Origin of the sequence: Arcobacter acticola (assembly GCF_013177675.1) — a bacterium.
In the GTDB taxonomy this organism is placed as follows: domain Bacteria; phylum Campylobacterota; class Campylobacteria; order Campylobacterales; family Arcobacteraceae; genus Aliarcobacter; species Aliarcobacter acticola.
In genome coordinates this window covers 2,661,025-2,682,301 of the sequence record NZ_CP042652.1, presented here as the reverse complement: position 1 = coordinate 2,682,301, position 21,277 = coordinate 2,661,025, and the positions used below count along the sequence as shown (strand labels likewise).

Genomic DNA, 21,277 nt, shown 5'->3' with positions numbered 1-21,277 from the left:
TTATTCTATAAAATTATCTGAATGTTACTTATAAGTTACTTATAAATCGTTAATTATTAGTTAATACTTCATTAATTAATGAGTAAAAAGTATTCATTCCTTTTATTTTTTAGTATTTGTTATTTAATTGACTCTAAATATGCACTAACTTTATCTAAAGTTACATATGTAAGAGTAGATGTAATTGGTCTCATAACTGATGCTCTTCCTCTATCATAAGTTCCATTTGTATATCCACTAATTGAGTGTCTCATTTCTTCTGAACTTAATGTATTAAGAGGTCTTGAGTATCCACCTACTGTTGATTCACCTTTTTCTCCATGACATGATTGACATTTATTAACATAGATATTTTTACCATCAACTGATAAATCTTTTTTAATTTGAATTTCTTTTGCAACTTTTTCAGCTTCTTTTTTCTTCTCTAGTTTTTCTAAGATTCTAGCTTCCATATCAGCTTGGTTTCCTGAAAAATTTGATTGTGACGCCATTTGAGATCCTGGAGTTTTAAGAACATAGATAAAGTTCATACCGTTTGCTGATTGAGATATTTTTATATCATCTACTAACCAACCTTTTGCTTTCATATCTGCTATTGTATTTTTACCTGCACAAATACCACCATCTAAAGGTGTATTTTCAATAGTTGACATAGATTGATGATTTTCTTTGAAACACATAGTAGTATCAGCGAAAATAGAAGTTGAACTTAATAATAGTATTGATGAAAGAATTGCTTTTTTCAAGATAAAATCCTTTTTTAAATTTTCTAGATTTTATCATAAATAGTTTAAGAGTAAAGTAATAATAAGAAATTTAAGAATAAAAAAAGGGTTGAAGAAAAATCTTCAACCCTTTTAAAGTAAGTTTAGTAGTTAAATACTATCTTTCAAATTAGAAAGTATATTGAACGTGTAATCTTCCTCTTGTATTATCTTTGCTTGCAACACCTGAAGCAACATCATACTCAACTTGACCAATTCTAGCATATGTCATGAAGTTTTTACCCATTTTATATGTTAATTGACCATAGTATTCAGAAGCATCAGAGTTTGCAGCTGAATCTACTGATAAATCTGCATAAGTAGCTGATAAGTTTACATTAGCTAATACATCAACACCTAATGTTGCTTTAATTAATTGTGCATCATTTTTGTTAAGGTTTAAAGCCCATGCTTGTAAATTAACATCAGCATCAGCATCAGGAGATGTTGTTGCACTATGAGCTAAACCAATTAAAGAAGCATAACTATCTGAATCATTTGATTGACCATAATCTACAGACGCAGTAACGATACCAAATTTAGCTTTTGCTCCAACTTTTGCAATTGATTCTGTATCCATTCCAGAAGCTGATGGATCAATTGCAGAATATCTAGATGTTAATTCAACCATTTCAACTTTTGCTTTTGCACCAAGTGTATATAATGAAGCTCCATCATCATTTGCTGAATTGCTTTCTAAAGCTTGTAAATACCATCCGTCTAATGCTACAGGACCTAAATCACCCATTAATCCTAAACCAGCAATATCTTGTCCAGTTGTACTACCAAATAAGTTAGTTTGATTTAAGTATGTAGCAGCTACAGTAACAGGACCTACAGTTGTTAAAGAAGTGATACCTGTACCAGTATTTTCATTTCCTGCAGCATCAGCTTGAACAGCAAATGGAGATGGAACAGCTTGTTTACCAGCAATAACAGTTGTATTCATGATACCTGTATATGCAAAGTTAGCATGTGATAAACCAAAAGTTGCTTCACCATCTGCACCAGTTGTAGAATCACCAACTTCAGCCATACCTGTGCTGTCACCGATAATTGTTCTTGCATTAAATGTTAAATCATCATTAATTGAAGATTTTAAATTAAGTGCAACTTTATAACTATTGTTTGATTCATTACTAAAACCATCTGCAGTTGCATTATCAGTAGTTCTGTCATCATATCTATATACAACTGTACCAGAAACATCAACACCTTTGATTGCTTCTTCTAATGGTGTAGCGTTAGCTGCCGTTAATCCTGAAACTGCAATAGCAGCTACTAAACTTAATTTTGCGATTTTTTTCATTTGTGTTCTCCTAAAATTTCGAAATCTTTTTTCAGTATATCGGAGCGCGCGAACTCATCTAAAACTTTTGGTTTTAAACCTTTTCCGATATTCCGTTACGGCCATTCTACACCACTAAATTTTAAAGTTTTCTTAAAGTTACAATTTGACTGTTAATTCTCTGTTAATTTAAGGTAGTATTTAGTTAACGCCATATTAATGCTTCGTTAATGCTATGAAGAGACAAAAAGTGTCCTATATTAAAGGTACAATAGCTTGCTAATAATTACTTAATGTAACTATACAATCTTTTAAAATATCTGTTTTGAGATTTGAGTAAGTAGTAACAGGGGAGTGACTAGTTCCCCCTTTTATTAATATAACTTAATAGCAAATATTAAGAATATTAAAAGTAATACTACCATTTTGTAAAACATGAAAGAACTCCTTTCATTTATCACTCCCACCCAACACTACCCACAAAAAAAAGGGTAAGGAAAAAATTCCTTACCCTTTCGGTGAATAAACTAGTAGGTAGTCACTCCTACAAGAGTTTTCATGTTTTACATAAAAGGATTTTAACATATTAAAATTCTTATGTCAATATTTGTTAGTTTGATAATGTAACTATACAATCTTTTAAAATATCTGGTTTTGAGATTTTGATTTGTAGGTTTGTGATAGGGTATATATGTAATAGTAGATTTTCTATATATAAAATAGCATCTTCAAGAAGAAGAAACTTTTGTGTTTTCATTGTAGATTTTAAAAGAGATGATACTTCTGCATAATCTATAAACATATCTTTTGTAAAGAGATATTCAAAAGATATGTTTAGAATAACTCTTTGTTTTTTAATACGTTCAAAATCAAGTATTCCTATAATACATTTAAATGTAAGATTATTGATTTCTATTTTCATTGCTAATTATATGTAGAGAAAAAAGTCATATAACTTTTTTCTCTTCACCTTTTATCATTCTGATAATATTTGGAATATGTTTATATATAATGATAAATGCGATTATATACATAGGTATATTTGAACCTACATTTAAACCATTATTTAAAAAACTAGCACTTATTACAACAGCTAAAAGTCCAAGTAGTGATGATAAAGAAGATATTTTTAAAACTTTTGCACATACTATCCAAACAACAGCTCCAATAATAGTAGGAATTGGAATAAGTACTAAATAAACTCCAAGACCAGTTGCAACACCTTTTCCACCTTCAAGACCTAAGTATATAGAATAACAGTGTCCTAAAACTGCAAGAATTGCAACTCCCCAAAGTGTAGATTCACTAAGACCATAATACATAGCAACTAATAAAACTAAAGTTCCTTTTAATGCATCTAAAATCACAGTTGCAAGACCTAGCTTTTTTGCAAGTTTTGGGTTTGTTTCTTTTACAACTCTAAGAACATTAGTTGCCCCAATTGATTTACTTCCTGCTGCTGTTATATCAACTCCAGCAAATGTTTTAGCTAATATTGAACCAAAAGGAATAGATCCTATTAGGTATGCTGCTAAAAAAAATAAAATGTTTGTATTTGTGAAAAAATCCATCTATTACCTTTTATAATGCTCCTTATTTAAAGGAACTTAAATTGTTTATTTTACTTAATTAAATGAGATTATAACTAAAATTTTGTTATATTCACATTTAATAAAAATTTGAAGGCTTATTTTGAATTTAAAAAATGAAATAATAAAATTAAAAGAAGAATTAGATGTAACTTTAGTTGCTCATTTCTATCAAAGAGATGAAGTATTCGAGTTAGCAGATATTACAGGTGACTCACTAGAACTTGCAAAAAAAGTAATGCTTACAGACTCAAAATATGTTGTATTTTGTGGTGTTGGTTTTATGGGTGAGAGTGTAAAAGTTATGAGTCCAGAAAAAACTGTTCTTATGCCAAAAATTGCTTGTTGTGCAATGGCTAGAATGATTGATGTTGGATATTATGAAGAGAATCTAAAAAAAATAAATGAAGCTGGAATCTCAAATGATGAGATTTTACCAATTACATATATAAACTCAAGTGCAGCTGTTAAAGCAAAAGTTGGACAAATGGGTGGAATGGTTTGTACTTCATCAAATGCATATAAAATTATTGAAAAAGGTTTAAAATCAGGGAAAAAGATATTTTTTGTTCCTGATAGATGTTTAGGTCAAAACTTTGCAAAATCATTAAATTTAAAATCTGCAATTGTTGGTGATGGAAGTGATTTAAAGCAAGCTGATATTATTTGTTATAATGGATTTTGTTCTGTTCATCAACAGTTTTCAGTAGAAGATATAGAGTTTTATAGAGAAAGATTTCCAGATATTTTAATTGCAGTTCATCCTGAATGTGATCCAAGTGTTTGTGATGCAGCTGATTTTGTAGGTTCAACTTCTCAATTGATTACATATATAAAAGGCTTAGATCCTGAGCAAAAAATAGCTGTTGGAACTGAGTTTAATATGGTAAGTAGATTAAGAGATAAAAATACATATATATTAAGTTCAACAAAACCTGAGTGCCCAACAATGAATGAGACAACTTTACAAGATGTTTATAACACACTAAAATCTATAAAAGATGATAAAATTAGTAAAGAAACAGAGATTTTTGTTTCAGAAGATACAGCAAAGTGGGCAAAAGTAGCATTAGAAAGGATGTTTGAAGTATGATTAATATAAAGAAGTTTGTAAAAAATGCCATTATCGAAGATAATGGTAGAGGAGATTTATTCTTCGATGTTGCTCCCAAAGGAAGATTTACTGCGCGTGCTATTTGTAAATCAGATGGTATTTTAGCAGGTGTTCAATACGCAAAGGTATTAGCAAGAACTGAAAAGTTTGATTGTAAATTTTTAAAAAATGATGGAGATGAAATCAAAGAGGGTGATATTATTGCCGAACTTGAGGGGAAAGCATCTATTTTATTATCATCTGAGCGAACTTTTTTAAACATGCTTCAACACGCAAGTGGAATTGCTACTATGGCAAATAAATATGCAAAACTTATAGAAGGTACAGGTGTAGTTTTACTTGATACTAGAAAAACAAGACCACAGTTAAGAGATTTTGAAAAATACGCATCACGAGTTGGTGGGGCTATTAATCATAGACTTGGACTTGATGATTGTTTGATGTTAAAAGATACTCACTTAAGAACAATTGACAATCTTGAAGAGTTTGTAAAAAAAGCAAGAAAAAGAATCTCATGGGTTACTAAAATAGAAATCGAATGTGAAACTTTTGAGCAAGTTAAGGAAGCTATGCATGCAGGTGGTGATATTATTATGTGTGATAATATGACTACTGAACAAATAAAAGAAGTTGTAACTTTTAGAAATACCAATTATCCACATATCTTATTGGAAGCTAGTGGAAATATAAATCTTGATACTATTAAAACATATGCCTCTACAGGCGTTGATGCTATTAGTAGTGGAAGTATTATTCATCAAGCAACTTGGCTTGATTTTTCTATGAAGTTTGATTAGGACTTATTTTGAAAAAAGATTTTATAATAAGCAATAAAGTTGATATGGCAGAACATACTAAGGCATTAGAACTTATTGAAAAAAGTAGATATATATTAATTGTTACACATGTAAATCCAGATCCTGATTCTATTGGTTCAGCATTGGCTTTATCAAACTTATTTCATGAAAATAAAATCAAACATAAGGTATTTAATATAAGTGCTGATTTACCACAAAATCTTGATTTTATACCAAGATTTGATAAAATTTCAGATCAATTACCAGCATTTTTTGATTTGATTATTACAGTAGATTGTGGTACTTTTAAAAGATTAGGATTTACTCCTGATCCATCTATTCCAATTATAAACTTTGATCATCACAAATCAAATAATCATTTTGGAGTAGTAAATATCGTAGATCCTATGAAAAGTTCAACAGCTGAATTAGTATTTGAATTTTTTAAACATAATGGATTATACATTACAAAAGATTCAGCAACTGCACTTTATGTGGGGATTTATGATGATACATTAGCTTTTTCATTAGGAAGATGTGATGAGCTGACTTTTGAGAAAACAAACTTTTTAGTTGAATGTGGTGCTAGCCCTTCTGAGATTGCAAATAAGCTTTTAAGAAGAGATTCTTTGGCAAAATATAGAATTATTCCAAAAGTTTTAAATAGTTTAGAACTTTTTAAAGAGGGTGAAGTAGCTTCCATATTTGCAAAAGAAGAGTGGTTTAAAGAGACAGGTGCTCATAATAGGGATTGTGAAGATGCCTTAGATATGATTATGAGTATTGCCATAGTTAAAATCGCTTTTTTTGTAAGAGTTGTAAATGGAGTTTCACGGGTGTCGTTAAGATCTAAGGGAAAAATTGATGTTGCTAAGATTGCAGGTGAGTTTGATGGCGGTGGCCATTATAACGCAGCTGGATGTACCTTAGATATGATAGATGTAGAAAAAGCAAAAGAAATAGTTTTAAAGGAAATTTTTGAAGTTTACAAATAATAAATACAGTATTAAAGGTTTAGGAATTTATATAGGCCTTATCATTTTTTTATCAGCAGTTGTGTTTTTGTTGTTCTCTAATATGTTTGAGAGAAGTGCACCACAAATTAAAGTACAAAATGAAATTTATTGGAATTTTCAAAAGCCAATAAATGTTGCAATTGCAGATGATACACAAATAAAATCTTATGATATCTTTTTTATTGATGGTGAAAAAAAGATAAAATTAGAAACTAAAGTTATAAAAAATGAAAATGGAATTATTGAATTAGATGTAATGCCTCCACAATCTGATGAATTTTATAAACCTAAAGAAGCTACTTTAAAAGTAGAAGTTTATGATACAAGTAAATGGAACTTTTTTAAAGGAAATCATACAGTTAGTAATTCTAAAATAATTATTGATAAAAAAAGTCCAGTAGCAAATGTAATTACAAATTCATACTTATTAAGACAAGGTGGAAGTGGAGTTATTGTTGTAGAGATCAATGATGAGAATATAAAAGATTACTATATTTCATTTAATGATGAAGAGGTATTTGAATTATTTCCTTTTTATAAGAAAAACTTCTATATTTCTGTAATTACTTGGCCTATTGATATTAAAGAATTTAAAAGAGTAAATGTAGTTGCTGTGGATTTAGCAGGAAATAAAACAGAAGCGAAAGTACCTTTTTATATTAAGAACTTTAAAGAAAAAATTGATGATATCAAAATTTCAGATGATTTTGTAAACAATGTAAGTAAACACGTTTTAGAAAATAGTGAAATGAATGTTCCTAATAATGTAGTTGAAACTTTTGTGAAAACAAACAAAGAGCTAAGAGAAAAAAATGTTAAAACTATAAGAGAAGTTGCAAGAAAAAATCTTATGAATAACTCTAATAATCCTTTTGATATTAAACCTTTTATTAGATTACCAAATGCAGCAACTTTTGCTAAATTTGGTGAAAGAAGACATTATTTTTATAATGATATAAAAATTGATGAAGCTTGGCATTTAGGTATGGATTGGGCAAGTGTTAAAAGAGCAGAAATATTTACATCAAATCCTGGAAAAGTTATATTTAAAGGATATTTAGGAATCTATGGAGATACTGCTATTATTGATCATGGTTATGGAATAGGATCTTTATATGCACATACAAGTAGTTTAAATGTTGAAGTTAATGATGAAGTAAAAGCTGGAGATAAAATAGGTAATACAGGTTCTACAGGAGCTGTATTTGGGGATCACTTACACTTTGGTATGTTAGTTCAAGGAATTGAAGTAAATCCAAATGAGTGGCTTGATTTTGATTGGATGAAGACTAACGTTAATAAAACTATAAATGATGCTGTGAAAATAATAAATGGAAGTACAGCACCAGCAAATGGAAGTGCAAAATGAAACAAAGAACAATTGCAAAAAGTATAGAAATTGTAGGTATTGGCTTACATAAAGGCGTTCCTGTAAAAATGAAACTAGAACCACTTGATAGTGATATGGGTATAGTTTTTTATAGGGTAGATGCAGGTGTTACAATTCCACTAAAAAGAGAAAATGTAGTTGATACTAAGATGGCTACAGTAATTGGTAAAGATGGAGTTGTAATTTCTACAATTGAGCATCTTTTATCAGCTGTTTATGCTTATGGAATTGATAACTTAAGAGTAGTGATTGATAATGATGAAGTTCCTGTACTTGATGGAAGTTCAGCTGGATATTGTATGCTCATTGAAGAAGCTGGAATAAAAGAGCTTGATAAATCAAAAAAAGCTATAAAAATCAAAAAGCAAGTTGAAATTACAACACCTGAAGGTAAAAGAGTTACTCTAAAACCTTCTAATAGAATTGTATATGATTTTGAAATTACATTTGATCATCCTGCTATTGGAAAACAAAATTTCCACTTTGATTATTCAATTGCTGAATATAAAGAGAATATCAGTCGAGCTAGAACATTTGGGTTTTTACATGAAGTTCAATATTTAAGAAGTATAGGATTAGCACAAGGTGGTTCTATGGAAAATGCTATTGTACTTGATCAATCTAAGGTTTTAAATCCTGAAGGTTTAAGATTTGATGATGAGTTTGTAAGGCATAAAATTTTAGATGCAATTGGTGATATGGCACTTTTAGAATATACTTTGGTTGGTGAATATGATGCAGTTGCTGGAAGTCATCATTTAAATCATTTACTTACAAAGAAACTTTATGAAGATGAATCAAATTATGAAATAATTGATTTAGAAGAAGCTACTTCTGAAGCTGTTGTATTTGAAATGGCATATTCAAAAGTTGAGAATTAAGGTTTAATTATTTGATAGAAATTTTAGCTATAACTATTTCAAACCCTTTATTAGTAGGTGTTTATGAAAATAAAAAATTAATTGTTGAGCATAAACTCGATGGTAAAACATCGGATTTATTGCCTAGTTTATTTACTAAACTTTTAGATGAATATGATATTAATACAATTACTTATGTTAATTCTCCTGGATCTTTTATGGCTATTAAAGTAGCTTATATATTTCTAAAAACAATATGTATAACAAAAAAAATTGAATTTAAAGCTATTGATGGCTTTGAATTCAATGAAAATTCTCCTATTAAAGCCCTTGGTAAAAAGTATTTTATAAAACAAGATAAGGAAATTAAAGTAGATTTTTTAGAAAAAGATAGTATAATTCGCGACTTTAAATTACCTATGTGTATAGAAAAATATAATTTTAATCAAGAAACACTGCCAATATATAATTTACCAGCTGTTTAAGAAGAAGGAAATGGATGAAAGTAAGCGTTCCCGCTACAAGTGCAAATTTAGGCCCAGGTTTTGATTGCTTAGGTTTAGCAATATCTATGAAAAACCAAGTAATAATCAGACCATCAAAATTTCATAGTGTATCTTTAAAAGGTGAGGGTGCAAATAATCCTGCTTTAAAAGATAACAATATGTTTATATCTATATTTAATGATTTTTATCATAATTTATCATATAAAAAAAGACATTTTAGATTTGAATTTCAAAATGAGATTCCACTTTCACGTGGATTAGGAAGTTCATCTGCAGTTATTGTTTCAGCAATTGCCAGTGCATACGCAATTGAGGGAATAAAACTTGAAAAAGATAAATTATTAAATTTAGCATTAGCTTATGAAAATCATCCTGATAATATAACACCTGCTGTTATGGGTGGATTTAATGTAGCTTGCGTTCAAGAAAATGAAGTAAGATATATTAATAAAGCAATTCCAAAAAATTTAAAAGCAGTTATTGTAGTACCTAATAGAGCAATTTCAACGCAATTGTCTAGAAAAACATTACCTTTTAAATATTCAAAGGAAGATGCAGTATTTAATATTTCTCATTCATCGTTATTAACAGCTGCATTTATGGCTGAAGATTGGGAGATGTTGAAGCATGCTTCGTTTGATCAAATTCATCAAAAATACAGAATGAAGCAAATGCCAGAGCTTTTTGATGTACAAAAAACATCTTTAAAAGAGGGTGCTTTAATGAGTACTTTATCAGGTTCAGGTTCTACACTGTTTTCAATGTCCTATGCAGATGATAGTAAAAATTTGGAGAAAGCATTAAAGCTAAGATTTCCTCATTTTAAAGTCTTCACAGCTGATTTTGATAATGTTGGTGTGAGAATAGAAATTTGATTATTTTTGATATTAAGTATATTTTAGGTATAATGCTTGGCTAATTCAAAAATGATCTTAAGAACCTGTGTCGTTTGCAAAGGCAAATTTGAACAAAAAGAGTTACTAAGACTAAAATGTGAAGATAAAAAATTATTGTTTTACAATAATTACGGTAGAAGTTTTTATATTTGTAGTGATTGTGAAAATATCTTACAGTCAGATATAAATGGAAAAGATTTTAAAAGAATTGAAAAATCACTTTGCAAAGAGTGTAAAAATAAAGATAAGTATGTCACACAACTTAAGGAGATGCTAACAGATGTCAGATAAAGTAAGAGTTTATGAGATTGCAGAAGAAGCGGGAGCAACTAGTGCAGAAGTAATTGCAAAGGCTAAAGATTTAAAAATAGAACTTAAATCACCCCAAAGTGCAGTATCATTTGAAGATGCTGAGGAAATAACTAATTATATAATGACTGGAAAAAGTCCAAAATTAGAAGTTAAGCCAGTAGCTAAGCCTAAAAAAGTTGTTGAGAAAACAACTGAAAATAAAACAGAAGATATGGAAAATAAAACTACTAAAGTTAAAGAAGTAATAGTTAGTGAAACAAAAGTTGAAACTATTGAAAAGAAAGATACTGAAGTTAGAAAAAAACCAGAATTAAAAAAAGTTGTAATTTCTAAGCCAAATATAAAGCCTGCACCTTCAAAACCTCAAGAAGAACTTGACAAACCTGATGTTAATCCTGACAATGTTAATAAAATAGTGCCTAAAAGAAGAGGTCTAGTTATTATCAAGAAGAAAAAGCCAAAAGTTGAAGCACCTGTTGAAAAAACTTTTGAATCTGAAGTACAACCTAAAAAACAAATGAAATCTTTAAGTGAAATTCTTGGTGGAAACGAAGAAGATACAGTTACTGAGAATTTAAAGAATAACTTTGACGATATGAAAAAGTCAAGACCTAAAAAAGAGAAAAAGAAAACTATCGTTAAAGCTCAAGATCATGGTAAAAAACTTGATAGAACTTATAGTGATGAATTTTCAAGTTCTGATGATTCATTATTAGGTGAAGAAGTTGTTTTACTTGATATGGGATTAAATGATAATCTTAAAATTTTTGATGAGCCAAAACCTCAAAATCCAGCTAAACAATCAAGATCTTCAAGACCAGCTGCTTTTGGTAATGCACCTCAAGGTTTAAAAAGAGGAAAAAGAAAGAAAAGAATAGCTAGAACTCAAGAAACTGTAGAAATAACTGAAGTTACAATTCCTGAAGATATTAGAGTTTATGAGTTTGCTGAAGCTTGTGGTAAATCACCTGCTGAAGTTATAACTGTATTATTTTCATTAGGAATGATGGTTACTAAAAATGACTTCTTAAAACAAGATGAGTTAGAGATTCTTGGTGAAGAGTTTGGAATTGAAGTAACAGTAAGAGATGCATTAGAAGATGTAAATTATGTTGGAGACTATCATGATGGTGATGAAGATATTGATGATTCATCATTTGTGACTAGACCACCTGTTGTTACTATTATGGGACACGTTGACCATGGTAAAACATCATTATTAGATAAAATTAGATCTTCAAAAATAGCTTCAGGTGAAGCAGGTGGAATCACTCAACATATCTCTTCTTATACAGTTGAGAAAAATGGACAAAAAATCACATTTGTTGATACTCCAGGACATGCTGCTTTCTCTGCTATGAGATCAAGAGGTACTGCTATTACAGATATCGTTATTATTGTTGTTGCTGCTGATGATGGTGTTAAACCTCAAACTGAAGAAGTTATTGCTCATGCAAAAGCAAGTGGTTGTCCAATTATTATTGCTATGAATAAAATTGATAAAGAAACTGCAAATATCGATATGGTAAAAGCTCAAATGGCTGAAAAAGGTATGACACCTGTTGATTGGGGTGGAAATACAGAATTTATCGGAGTATCTGCAAAATCAGGTGAAGGTATTGAAGATTTATTAGAAAATATATTAATTCAAGCAGAATTACTAGAATTAAAAGCTGATCCAACTGCAAAAGCTAAAGCTGCTGTTATTGAATCTTCACTTGAAAAAGGAAGAGGGCCAGTTGCTACTATTATCGTTCAAAATGGTACATTAAGAATTGGTGATAATATCGTTTGTGATACTACTTTTGGTAGAGTAAAAGCAATTACTGATGATAATGGAAATGCAGTAAAAGAACTTGGACTTTCTGAAACAGGTACTGTTTTAGGTCTAAATGACGTTCCAACAACTGGTACTGTTATGGTTGTTATGGATTCTGATAAAGAAGCAAGAGATATTGCAACTACTAGAGCTGAACATGCACGTGCAAAAGAATTATCTAAATCTACTAAAGTTTCTCTAGAAGAGATGAGTGGATTAATTGCTGAAGGTAAAATCAAACAACTTCCTGTAATTATTAAAACAGATGTTGGTGGATCTTTAGAAGCAATTAAAGGTTCATTAGAAAAAATTGCAAATGATGAAGTAAAAGTAAAAGTAATCCATGCAGCAGTTGGAGGAATCACTGAGTCTGACTTAGTTCTTGCAGGTGCATCTGAAGGGTGTATTATCCTAGGATTTAACGTAAGACCTACAGGTTCTGTAAAAGCAAAAGCAAAAGCAGATGGTGTTTCTATTAATACTTATTCAATCATTTATGATTTAATTGATGATGTTAAAGATGCGTTATCAGGTATGATGAGTGCAGTAATTCGTGAAGAAAATACAGGTCAAGCTGAAGTTAGAGATACATTCGTTGTTCCAAAAGTAGGAACAGTTGCTGGATGTTTAGTAACAGATGGTAAAGTTATCAGAGGTGGACATGCAAGAATCATTAGAGATGGAGTTGTTACTTATACAGGTAAAATCTCATCATTAAAAAGATTTAAAGATGATGCTAAAGAAGTTGCTAATGGTTATGAGTGTGGTATTATGTTTGATAAATTCAATGATATTAAAGTTGGAGATTTCATCGAAACATTTATTCAAATTGAAGAAAAAGTATCAGTAGATAACTAAGAATGAAAAGTATAAATTTACAAAGAACAGAATCATTACTTATGGAGTTAATTCCAGAAGCTTTATCAAATTTAGTTGATAGCAGAATTAACTCTTTGCCAATTACAGCAGTTAACTGTAAAAATGGAAAGTATGATGCTATTGTATATTTTGATGGCTCTGATTATGATAAAACTGAAATTAAAGATATTATTTCATTGCTAAACAAAGCAAATGGAAGAATTAAAACACATATACTAGCAAGTACAGGTTGGTATAAGTGTCCTAACTTTACATTTTTAAATGATACATCATTAGAGAAATCAAAAAATATTGAAGCATTATTTGCTCAAATAAGAAAAACAAAAAGTGAAGAAGAATGAGTTTAGAACAATCAATTAAATTAGCAGTAGAAAGTTTAGGCGCTAATCTTTATGATATCGTGAGCACAAAAGCACATGATAGAAATATCTTTAGAGTATTAGTAACAGCTGAAGGTGGAATTAGCTTAGATAAATGTGCTGAAATTTCAAGAATGATTTCACCAATATTAGATGTTGATGAACCAATGAATGGCGAATATATTTTAGAAGTAAGCTCTCCTGGAATTGAAAGAAAACTTAGAACAAAAGAGCATTTTAAAGCATCTGTAGGCGAAAAAGTAAAAGTTAAAGATTTTGCAACTGAAACTTATAAAGGTGAATTGATTTTTGCTGATGATCAAAAAATAATAGTAAAAACTGAATTTGCAGATGAAGAAATCACTTATGATTCAATTCTTTCAGCTGCTACTTATTTCGAGTGGTAAAATAAATTAATAGAGATCCTCTATTAATTTTACTACACATTAACACTACTTCTTATATACTACCTCCCCAAAAAAAATTAAACCAAAAGCGATAAACAATGAAAATAGATGATAATTTTTATATGAAATTAGCTATTGATGAAGCATGGAAATATCAGCTTTTAACATACCCAAATCCAGCTGTTGGTTGTGTTATTGTAAAAGATGGTAAGTTATTATCAATAGAAGCTCATAAAGAAGCTGGAATGCCCCATGCAGAAGTAAATGCACTAAAAGCTGCATACTTACTTGAATATCCAAATTCAATATTAAAAATGAAAAATAGTTCTTTAGATATTCATACTTTTTTTTTAGAAAATCATAATGGATATTTTAATGATTGCGAAATTTTTGTTACGCTTGAACCTTGCAATCACATAGGTAAAACTCCATCTTGTGCAAACTTATTAAAAGAATTAAAACCAAAAAGAGTAATCATTGCCCATGAAGATATAAATAAACTAGCCTCAGGTGGTATAGAAACACTAAAAAGTGTAAATATTAGTGTAAGTATAGGATGTATGAAAAAAGAAGCCTATAATCTCTTATATCCATTTATAAAGTGGAGTAGCGGAACATTTATCTTTTATAAAATGGCACAAACGCTAAATGGCTGTATAGATGGAGCCGTATCTTCAAAAATGAGTCAATTATATGTACATACATTAAGAGATAAAGTTGATTTAATGCTAATAGGTGGAAATACTGTACGAATAGATAAACCAACCTTGGATGCAAGATATATAGCTGGACGTGCGCCTAAAATAATGATATATAGTAAAAATAAAATATTTGATAATAATATCCCACTATTTAAAGTACCAAATAGAGAAGTTATAATAAGTGATGATTTATTTAAATTATTAGATCATAAGCTAGTAATGGTTGAAGGTGTTTATAATTTAATGAATATATTAAAAGAAAGAATTGATTATATTGTATTAATAGTAAGTCCAAAAATAAGAAATGGAATTAATGCCTTAAATGAAATAAATATAGATTTTGAAATAGTACATGAGAACTATATTGGAGAAGAAAAAATTATGTTTTTAAAAAGAAAAGTTTAAAAATTTATTTTAATACAAAACATTGAAAAGGTTAAGATTTATCGTCGAAATCAAGATAGAGTTTTATTTGAAGAGGGAGCTGACCAAGGTCAGTGACTGAAGAAAAGAAAGCTATATCGCAGTATTTCCACGATATAGCTTAATCTTTTTATTTTACTTTTTCTAGGTACTCACCAGTTCTTGTATCACATTTAATAATGTCACCTTCAAGAATATGGAAAGGAATTTGTACAACTGCACCTGATTCTAAAGTAGCAGGTTTTCTACCACCTTGAGAATCACCTTTAAAGTTTGGTGGAGTTTCTACAATTTTAAGTTCTACAACCATTGGTGGTTCAACTGTGATAGCTTTACCATTATAGTACATCATATCACAAGTCATTCCATCAATAATCCAATCAAATGCTTCACCTACTTGATCGTAAGTTAAACCTTCTTGTTCGTAAGTTGCATTATCCATAAATTGTAACATCTCACCATCATCATATAAAAATTGCATTTGTTTTTGTTGTAAATTTGGAACTTCACATTTATCACCAGCGTGGAAAGTTTTTTCGATTACTTTTCCATTTAAAAATGATTTAATTTTACATCTAACAAATGCAGCACCTTTACCAGGTTTTACATGTTGATATTCTGTAATTTTATAAGGAACACCATCAACTTCGATTTTTAATCCCTTTTTTAATTCACTCATACCAATTGCCATATTTTCTCCTTAAATTTCTGCGTAAGCAACTGCAATAGCAGCTTCTAAACTATCAAGTTTTTTTAATACATCTGAACAAGCTTTTTCATCAATAAGAATAACAGCTAATGCACCATCTTTTCCTCTTGATAATCTAAAGTCAGCAATATTAATATTATTATTACCTAAAATCTTTCCTACTTCACCAATTACACCTGGAACGTCATGATTTCTCATAATGATCATTTTACCTTTTGGCTCAATATCAAGTGGGAATCCATTTATTTCTACGATTCTTTGAACATCTTCGTTAAATACTGTTCCTGAAATTGTTTTTACTCCTGTTGGAGTAGTGATATTAATTGAAACTTTATTTTGATATCCACTATGATTAGAGAATTCAGAATTTGTAAGGTCAATTCCTTTTTCTTTTGCAATAAAATTAGCATTAACATAGTTAACTTCATCACCACAACTAACAGCTAATACACCAACAGTTGCAAAAGTTTGTAATGAATCTAAGTATTCTGAGATTTCACCTTCAGCTGTAATGTTAATTGATCTAATTTCACTTTTACTTAATTGTGCAAGTAAAAATGCCATTTTTTGAGTAAGTTCAATATACGGTTTTACAAAATGAGGGATTTTACTCTCATCAATTGGTAAATTTAAAGCATTTGGATATGAAATTCCACGTGCAGACTCAATTGCATTATTTGCAGCTTGAACTGAAATTTCTCTTTGAGATTCTTTTGTATTTGCCCCTAAGTGAGCAGTTACAGTTACATTTGGTAAATCTAATAATGGATGATCAATTGCAGGTTCTTTTATAAATACGTCAATACCAGCCATTGCTACTTTACCAGATTTTAGGTTTTCATATAATGCATCTTCATTATATAATCCACCTCTAGCACAGTTAATTAAAACTACACCATCTTTCATTCTTGCAATCTCTTCAAAACCAATCATATTGATAGTTTCTTTATTTTTTGGTGTATGAATAGTTATAATATCGCAAGATAAAATATCTTCAAAATTAGTTGTATACTTGATACCTAAATCAGTTGCTTTAGTTGAAGGAATATATGGGTCGTAAGTCAATACGTCCATTTCAAATGATTTAGCTCTAAGTGCAACTCTATGACCTATATTTCCAAAACCAATAACTCCTAGTTTTTTCCCATAAAGTTCATTTCCATACCAATCTTCTCTTTTCCAAACTCTATCAATTTTTAATTGATTGTGAGCATATGGAAATTTTCTCATACAAGAAAGCATGTGAGTCATTGTTAATTCAACCGCTGCTATAGTGTTTGCAGTAGGAACATTCATTGCGATTATTCCTCTTTTACTACAACCTTCCATATCAACATTGTCATAACCAACACCAGCTCTAATAACAGCTTTTAAGTTTACTGCTGCATTTAAAAATTTCTCATCAACATCTGTTGAAGATCTAGTGATTGCTACTTGAGCATCTTTAATAATATTTAAAAGTTCTGTTTTATCTACATCTGCTGCATATACGTAGTTTACATCTTCAGTATTTTGAAGAATTTGTAAACCAGCGTCATGTATATGATCGCAAACTACAATTGTATGTTTACTCATTTAAATAATTCCTATGATTTCATTTGATCTTTTATAATGTCACCTAAAGTCATAGATGAGTCATCATTTACTGATTTTAAAACTTCTCTTTCTTGTTGTTGCTCTAATCTTCTAACAGATAATCTAACTCTATTTTTTTTAGTGTCAATATTTACAACAACAGCTTCAATTTCATCACCATTTTTTACTTCATCAGCTTTTAATGGACCAAAATCTTCATTTCTAATTAAACCATCAAGATTATTTTCTAATTTAATGAAAATTCCGAAATCTTTAGCATCTTTTACAGTTCCTTTTACGATGTCACCGATTTTGTAAGCATCTTGGAATTTTTTAGCAGGAGAATCAGCAATTTCTTTAATAGATAATGAGATATTTTCTTTTTCTCTATCAATTTTGATAATTTTAACTTCTACTTCATCACCTTTTTTGAATAATGCTTTACATTTTGCATTTGGTTCCCATGAAGCTTCTTCATTATGTAATAAACCATCAACATCACCAATGCTTACAAAAGCACCAAAGTCAGTTAATGTAGCAATTTTACCAGTGATTATGTCACCAACTTTATGATCGTTTGTGAATTTAGTAAAAGGTTTTTCTTGTAGATTTTTTAAAGATACTCTTAATCTTTTTTGTTCAATATTTAATTCAATAACTTCAACATTGATTTCTTCACCAATTGTTAAAAGCTCTTTTGGATTTTTTAAGTTTTTATTCCATGAAATTTCAGATATATGTAATAAACCTTCAATGTCATTTCCTAAATCAACAAATGCACCATAAGATTCAAAGTTAGAAACTGTAACAGTAATTGTATCACCAACTTCTAATTCGTCTTTAATCTCTTCCCAAGGATTAGATAAAGCTGCTTTAATTGATAAAGATAAATGTTGTTTTGTTTTGTCATAAGATAATACAACAACAGATACAGCATCACCTTCGTTGTAATAATTTGCAGGATTTACAGGACCTTTGTATGAGATTTCATTGTAGTTTACTAAACCATCAATTCCACCTAAATCAACAAACATTCCATAAGAAGTAATTTTTTTGATTGTTCCAATAACTGGTTCTTTATTTTCTAAAATTTCAGTTACTTTATTATCTTTAACAGCTTTTGATTCTTCAATTAATTTTTTTCTTGAAACAATAATTGAATTTTGAGCTTTGTTTACTTTGATAACTTTTGCTTTTACAGTTTTACCAACTGCACCAATAGTTTTTAAGTAAGATTGAGCCATAGGCATGAAATATTCACAACCATCAGCATCTTCGATTATAAATCCACCTCTTTGTTTTACAGAAACGATTTTACCTTCGATTGTTACATCTTCGAAGTTTTCACCATGAGCTTTTTCAAAAGCATCAAATTTTTCTTTTTGTAAAACTTTTTTATGTGAAATACTTGGTCTCTCACCTCTGCTTCCCATTAACATAACAGGAATTGTGTCACCAACTTTATATTTTACTTCACCACCAATTGTAATTTCAGAAATATTTAACTGACCTTCTATTTTTTGACCAACGTCAACTAGAACTCTTTCACTATTAATTTCAACAATTACACCATCAACCACAGAATTATTTTCCGCATTCTCAAAAGACTCATTAAGCATTTGCTCAAAATCAAAGTCTTCACCTAAATCAATATCTTCGATACCCATTTTATTCCTTCATATTTACCAGTTTTATTAAATAGAACGATTATACAAAAAAAAGGCTTAAAAAGAGTTAGTTTTGAGACTCTACTTTCTCTACAACTTGCTGAATAATCCAGTCAGGAGTCGATGCACCTGCTGTTATTCCACATAATTTTTTATTTAAAAACCATGAATTTTGTAGTTCTGTTTCATTTTCAATTAGGTAAGAATCAGCACAATTCTCTAAACAAATAGAGTGTAATTGTTTTGTATTTGATGAGTTTTTACCACCAATTACAATCATCACATCAACTTCTTTTGATAGATCTCTTGCGGCATCTTGGTTCTCAAAAGTTGCATCACAAATTGTATTAAATACTCTTACTTCTTTGTTTTTTAATATCAATGCATTTACAATTTCAAGATATTTTTCTTTCTTTTTTGTAGTTTGAGCGACTGTTGCAATTTTGTTATTTTTAAATACTAGATTTTCAATATCACTTGGTTCTAATATTATATGTACATCATTTTGATCTTCACCATAAGATTGTACACCTTTAACTTCAGGATGATCAGCATCACCAAAAATTAGGATTGAATATCCTTCTTTTGACATTTTTTTAACTATTTGCTGTGGTGTTGTTACAAAAGGGCATGTTGCATTTATTATTTTAGCTTTTTGCGCTCTTAGGTTTTTTAGGTCATCTTTTGGAATACCATGTGTTCTAATAATAACTGTATCATGATCTTTAACATCACTAAGATTTGTATATAAACCTACATTAAAATCATTTCTTAATCTATTTATTTCATCTTGATTATGAATTAATGGTCCCATTGTTGAAGAGTTTTTATAATCTTCTGCTATTTTTATAGCTCTTTTAACTCCAAAACAAAATCCATAATTAGATGCTAATTTTACTTTCATACGATTTACCTTTATTTAAATAAAGAGTCCAATATCTCTTTAAAATTAGGAAATGAAGTTTCAATACATTGAATATCTTCTATATCCATATCACAATTTAATCCAGCTATTGCAAAACTCATTGCAATTCTATGATCTCCATGTGAGTTAATTGTAGCTTTATTTAATAAGCCACCCGTTATTTCATATCCGTCTTCAAATTCTGTGTATTCTACGCCGCAAAGTTTTAAGTTATTTACTACGCTTGAGATTCTATCTGATTCTTTTACTCTTAACTCTTTTGCATTTGAAACTTTTGATTTTCCGTTTGCTAAACTCATTGCTATTGATAATGCTGGTAACTCATCAATTAGCCAAGAGATATTTTCACTAACAACTACACCATTTAGTTCATTGTTTATTACTTCAATATCACCAATTGGTTCATAAACATTTTGTTTTTCTATAAAGTTAACAATTACACCCATTTTTTTAAGAACTTGATATGCTTCAATTCTTGTTGGATTTAATGTAACATTTTTTATTAAAACCCTAGCTTTTGGAGTAATAGCAGCTGCAAGTGCAAAGAAAAATGCAGAAGAAGGATCAGTTGGAACTGTTATATTTAAAGGTTTTAAATGACCTGTTAATGGATGAATATTTATAAACCCATCACTATCATTTTCAAGTTTAGCTCCCATACCTTTTAACATTCTCTCTGTATGATCTCTTGTTAATTCATTTTCTTTATATTTTGATACTCCATTAGCTCTTAAAGCAGCTAGAATCATTGCTGATTTTACTTGTGCAGAATCAACAGGAGAGTGATAAGTAAAAGGTTGAAGCTCTTTTACTCCTCTTATAAATAAAGGAGCTTTATTTCCATGTTCTCTTCCATCTATAAGTGCACCAATACTTCTTAAAGGATCAGCAACTCTTTTCATAGGTCTATTTCTTAGGTATTTGTCCCCTGTAAGTGTAAAGGCACCATCAACACTTGCTAATAATCCACAAAATAGTCTCATAGCAGTTCCAGAATTTCCACAATCAAGAACATCTGAAGGTTCAGTTAATGTATCTGTTGGAGTTATTTCAACACTGCTTCCATCTCTTTTAATAATTGCACCTAATTGTTCAACTATACTAAGTGTATTTAAAGTATCTTCAGCTGTTAAATAGTTTTTAATATATGAAGTTTCATTAGAAAAAAGTGAAAACATAGCACATCTATGGGATATTGATTTATCACTTGCTATTGAGTCTATTTCTATATCAAATGCTTTTGTTAATTTTTTTATAGCAAACTTTTCCACTTTTTTCCTT

The 21,277-nt window shown here is 29.5% G+C and carries 21 protein-coding genes; 12 read left to right on the top strand and 9 right to left on the bottom strand.

All coding sequences use genetic code 11. The features are described 5' to 3' along the window. Positions 1–119: 119 nt before the first annotated feature. The 4 genes from AACT_RS13695 to plsY form a co-directional block, all read right to left on the bottom strand. Positions 120–746, bottom strand: a complete 627-nt coding sequence (locus AACT_RS13695; protein ID WP_172127791.1) for a c-type cytochrome — start codon at positions 744–746, stop codon at positions 120–122. Between the two features lie 148 nt (positions 747–894). Beyond that, positions 895–2,073, bottom strand: a complete 1,179-nt coding sequence (locus AACT_RS13690) for a porin (RefSeq protein ID WP_172127789.1) — start codon at positions 2,071–2,073, stop codon at positions 895–897. A 589-nt stretch (positions 2,074–2,662) separates the two neighbouring features. Next, on the bottom strand, positions 2,663–2,974 hold the full coding sequence (locus AACT_RS13685) for a dihydroneopterin aldolase (RefSeq protein WP_172127787.1): 312 nt from the start codon (positions 2,972–2,974) through the stop codon (positions 2,663–2,665). Positions 2,975–2,999: 25 nt separating this feature from the next. Beyond that, complete coding sequence (gene plsY / locus AACT_RS13680) at positions 3,000–3,623, bottom strand: glycerol-3-phosphate 1-O-acyltransferase PlsY (protein WP_172127785.1); 624 nt, start codon at positions 3,621–3,623, stop codon at positions 3,000–3,002. Positions 3,624–3,744: 121 nt separating this feature from the next. On the opposite strand from plsY, the gene nadA reads away from it, so the two are divergent. From nadA to ribD, 12 genes are all read left to right on the top strand, one after another. Next, positions 3,745–4,734, top strand: a complete 990-nt coding sequence (nadA, locus tag AACT_RS13675) for a quinolinate synthase NadA (protein WP_172127783.1) — start codon at positions 3,745–3,747, stop codon at positions 4,732–4,734. After that, positions 4,731–5,552: a carboxylating nicotinate-nucleotide diphosphorylase gene (nadC, locus tag AACT_RS13670; protein WP_172127781.1), complete on the top strand. Its 822-nt coding sequence runs from the start codon at positions 4,731–4,733 to the stop codon at positions 5,550–5,552. Before nadA ends, nadC begins: the two co-directional genes overlap by 4 nt. Positions 5,553–5,560: 8 nt before the next feature. Beyond that, positions 5,561–6,547, top strand: coding sequence for a DHH family phosphoesterase (locus tag AACT_RS13665; protein WP_172127779.1), 987 nt, complete (start codon positions 5,561–5,563; stop codon positions 6,545–6,547). Further along, positions 6,531–7,937, top strand: coding sequence for a M23 family metallopeptidase (locus tag AACT_RS13660; protein ID WP_228720496.1), 1,407 nt, complete (start codon positions 6,531–6,533; stop codon positions 7,935–7,937). Before AACT_RS13665 ends, AACT_RS13660 begins: the two co-directional genes overlap by 17 nt. After that, complete coding sequence (lpxC, locus tag AACT_RS13655; protein ID WP_172127777.1) at positions 7,934–8,839, top strand: UDP-3-O-acyl-N-acetylglucosamine deacetylase; 906 nt, start codon at positions 7,934–7,936, stop codon at positions 8,837–8,839. Before AACT_RS13660 ends, lpxC begins: the two co-directional genes overlap by 4 nt. An 11-nt stretch (positions 8,840–8,850) precedes the next feature. After that, positions 8,851–9,303 carry a hypothetical protein gene (locus AACT_RS13650; protein ID WP_172127775.1) on the top strand — a complete coding sequence of 151 codons (453 nt, stop codon included), beginning with the start codon at positions 8,851–8,853 and terminating at the stop codon, positions 9,301–9,303. Positions 9,304–9,317: 14 nt separating this feature from the next. Beyond that, positions 9,318–10,199, top strand: a complete 882-nt coding sequence (gene thrB / locus AACT_RS13645) for a homoserine kinase (RefSeq protein WP_172127773.1) — start codon at positions 9,318–9,320, stop codon at positions 10,197–10,199. Positions 10,200–10,235: 36 nt separating this feature from the next. Then, positions 10,236–10,511, top strand: a complete 276-nt coding sequence (locus AACT_RS13640) for a DUF448 domain-containing protein (protein ID WP_172127771.1) — start codon at positions 10,236–10,238, stop codon at positions 10,509–10,511. Continuing rightward, the gene (infB, locus tag AACT_RS13635) at positions 10,501–13,209 is read left to right on the top strand and encodes a translation initiation factor IF-2 (RefSeq protein WP_172127769.1); all 2,709 of its coding nucleotides are present in this window, start codon (positions 10,501–10,503) and stop codon (positions 13,207–13,209) included. The genes AACT_RS13640 and infB overlap by 11 nt, the downstream gene beginning before the upstream one ends. A 2-nt stretch (positions 13,210–13,211) precedes the next feature. Continuing rightward, on the top strand, positions 13,212–13,571 hold the full coding sequence (gene rbfA, locus AACT_RS13630) for a 30S ribosome-binding factor RbfA (protein WP_172127767.1): 360 nt from the start codon (positions 13,212–13,214) through the stop codon (positions 13,569–13,571). After that, positions 13,568–13,996 (top strand): ribosome maturation factor RimP, encoded by a 429-nt coding sequence (rimP, locus tag AACT_RS13625; RefSeq protein ID WP_172127765.1) that lies wholly within the window; start codon positions 13,568–13,570, stop codon positions 13,994–13,996. The genes rbfA and rimP overlap by 4 nt, the downstream gene beginning before the upstream one ends. A gap of 98 nt (positions 13,997–14,094) precedes the next feature. Next, a complete protein-coding gene (gene ribD / locus AACT_RS13620) occupies positions 14,095–15,102 on the top strand; it encodes a bifunctional diaminohydroxyphosphoribosylaminopyrimidine deaminase/5-amino-6-(5-phosphoribosylamino)uracil reductase RibD (protein WP_172127763.1) in 1,008 nt (335 codons plus the stop codon). A 148-nt stretch (positions 15,103–15,250) separates the two neighbouring features. Here the strand turns inward: ribD and efp are convergent, their stop codons facing one another. From efp to aroA, 5 genes are all read right to left on the bottom strand, one after another. Beyond that, positions 15,251–15,811 (bottom strand): elongation factor P, encoded by a 561-nt coding sequence (efp, locus tag AACT_RS13615; protein ID WP_172127761.1) that lies wholly within the window; start codon positions 15,809–15,811, stop codon positions 15,251–15,253. Between the two features lie 9 nt (positions 15,812–15,820). After that, positions 15,821–17,404, bottom strand: coding sequence for a phosphoglycerate dehydrogenase (gene serA / locus AACT_RS13610; protein WP_172127759.1), 1,584 nt, complete (start codon positions 17,402–17,404; stop codon positions 15,821–15,823). A gap of 11 nt (positions 17,405–17,415) precedes the next feature. Continuing rightward, entirely contained in the window at positions 17,416–19,071 is a 1,656-nt protein-coding gene (locus AACT_RS13605) for a 30S ribosomal protein S1 (protein WP_172127757.1), read from the bottom strand. A 67-nt stretch (positions 19,072–19,138) separates the two neighbouring features. Further along, complete coding sequence (locus AACT_RS13600; protein ID WP_172127755.1) at positions 19,139–19,975, bottom strand: 4-hydroxy-3-methylbut-2-enyl diphosphate reductase; 837 nt, start codon at positions 19,973–19,975, stop codon at positions 19,139–19,141. Between the two features lie 11 nt (positions 19,976–19,986). Then, the gene (aroA, locus tag AACT_RS13595) at positions 19,987–21,267 is read right to left on the bottom strand and encodes a 3-phosphoshikimate 1-carboxyvinyltransferase (protein WP_172127753.1); all 1,281 of its coding nucleotides are present in this window, start codon (positions 21,265–21,267) and stop codon (positions 19,987–19,989) included. Positions 21,268–21,277 lie beyond the last annotated feature (10 nt).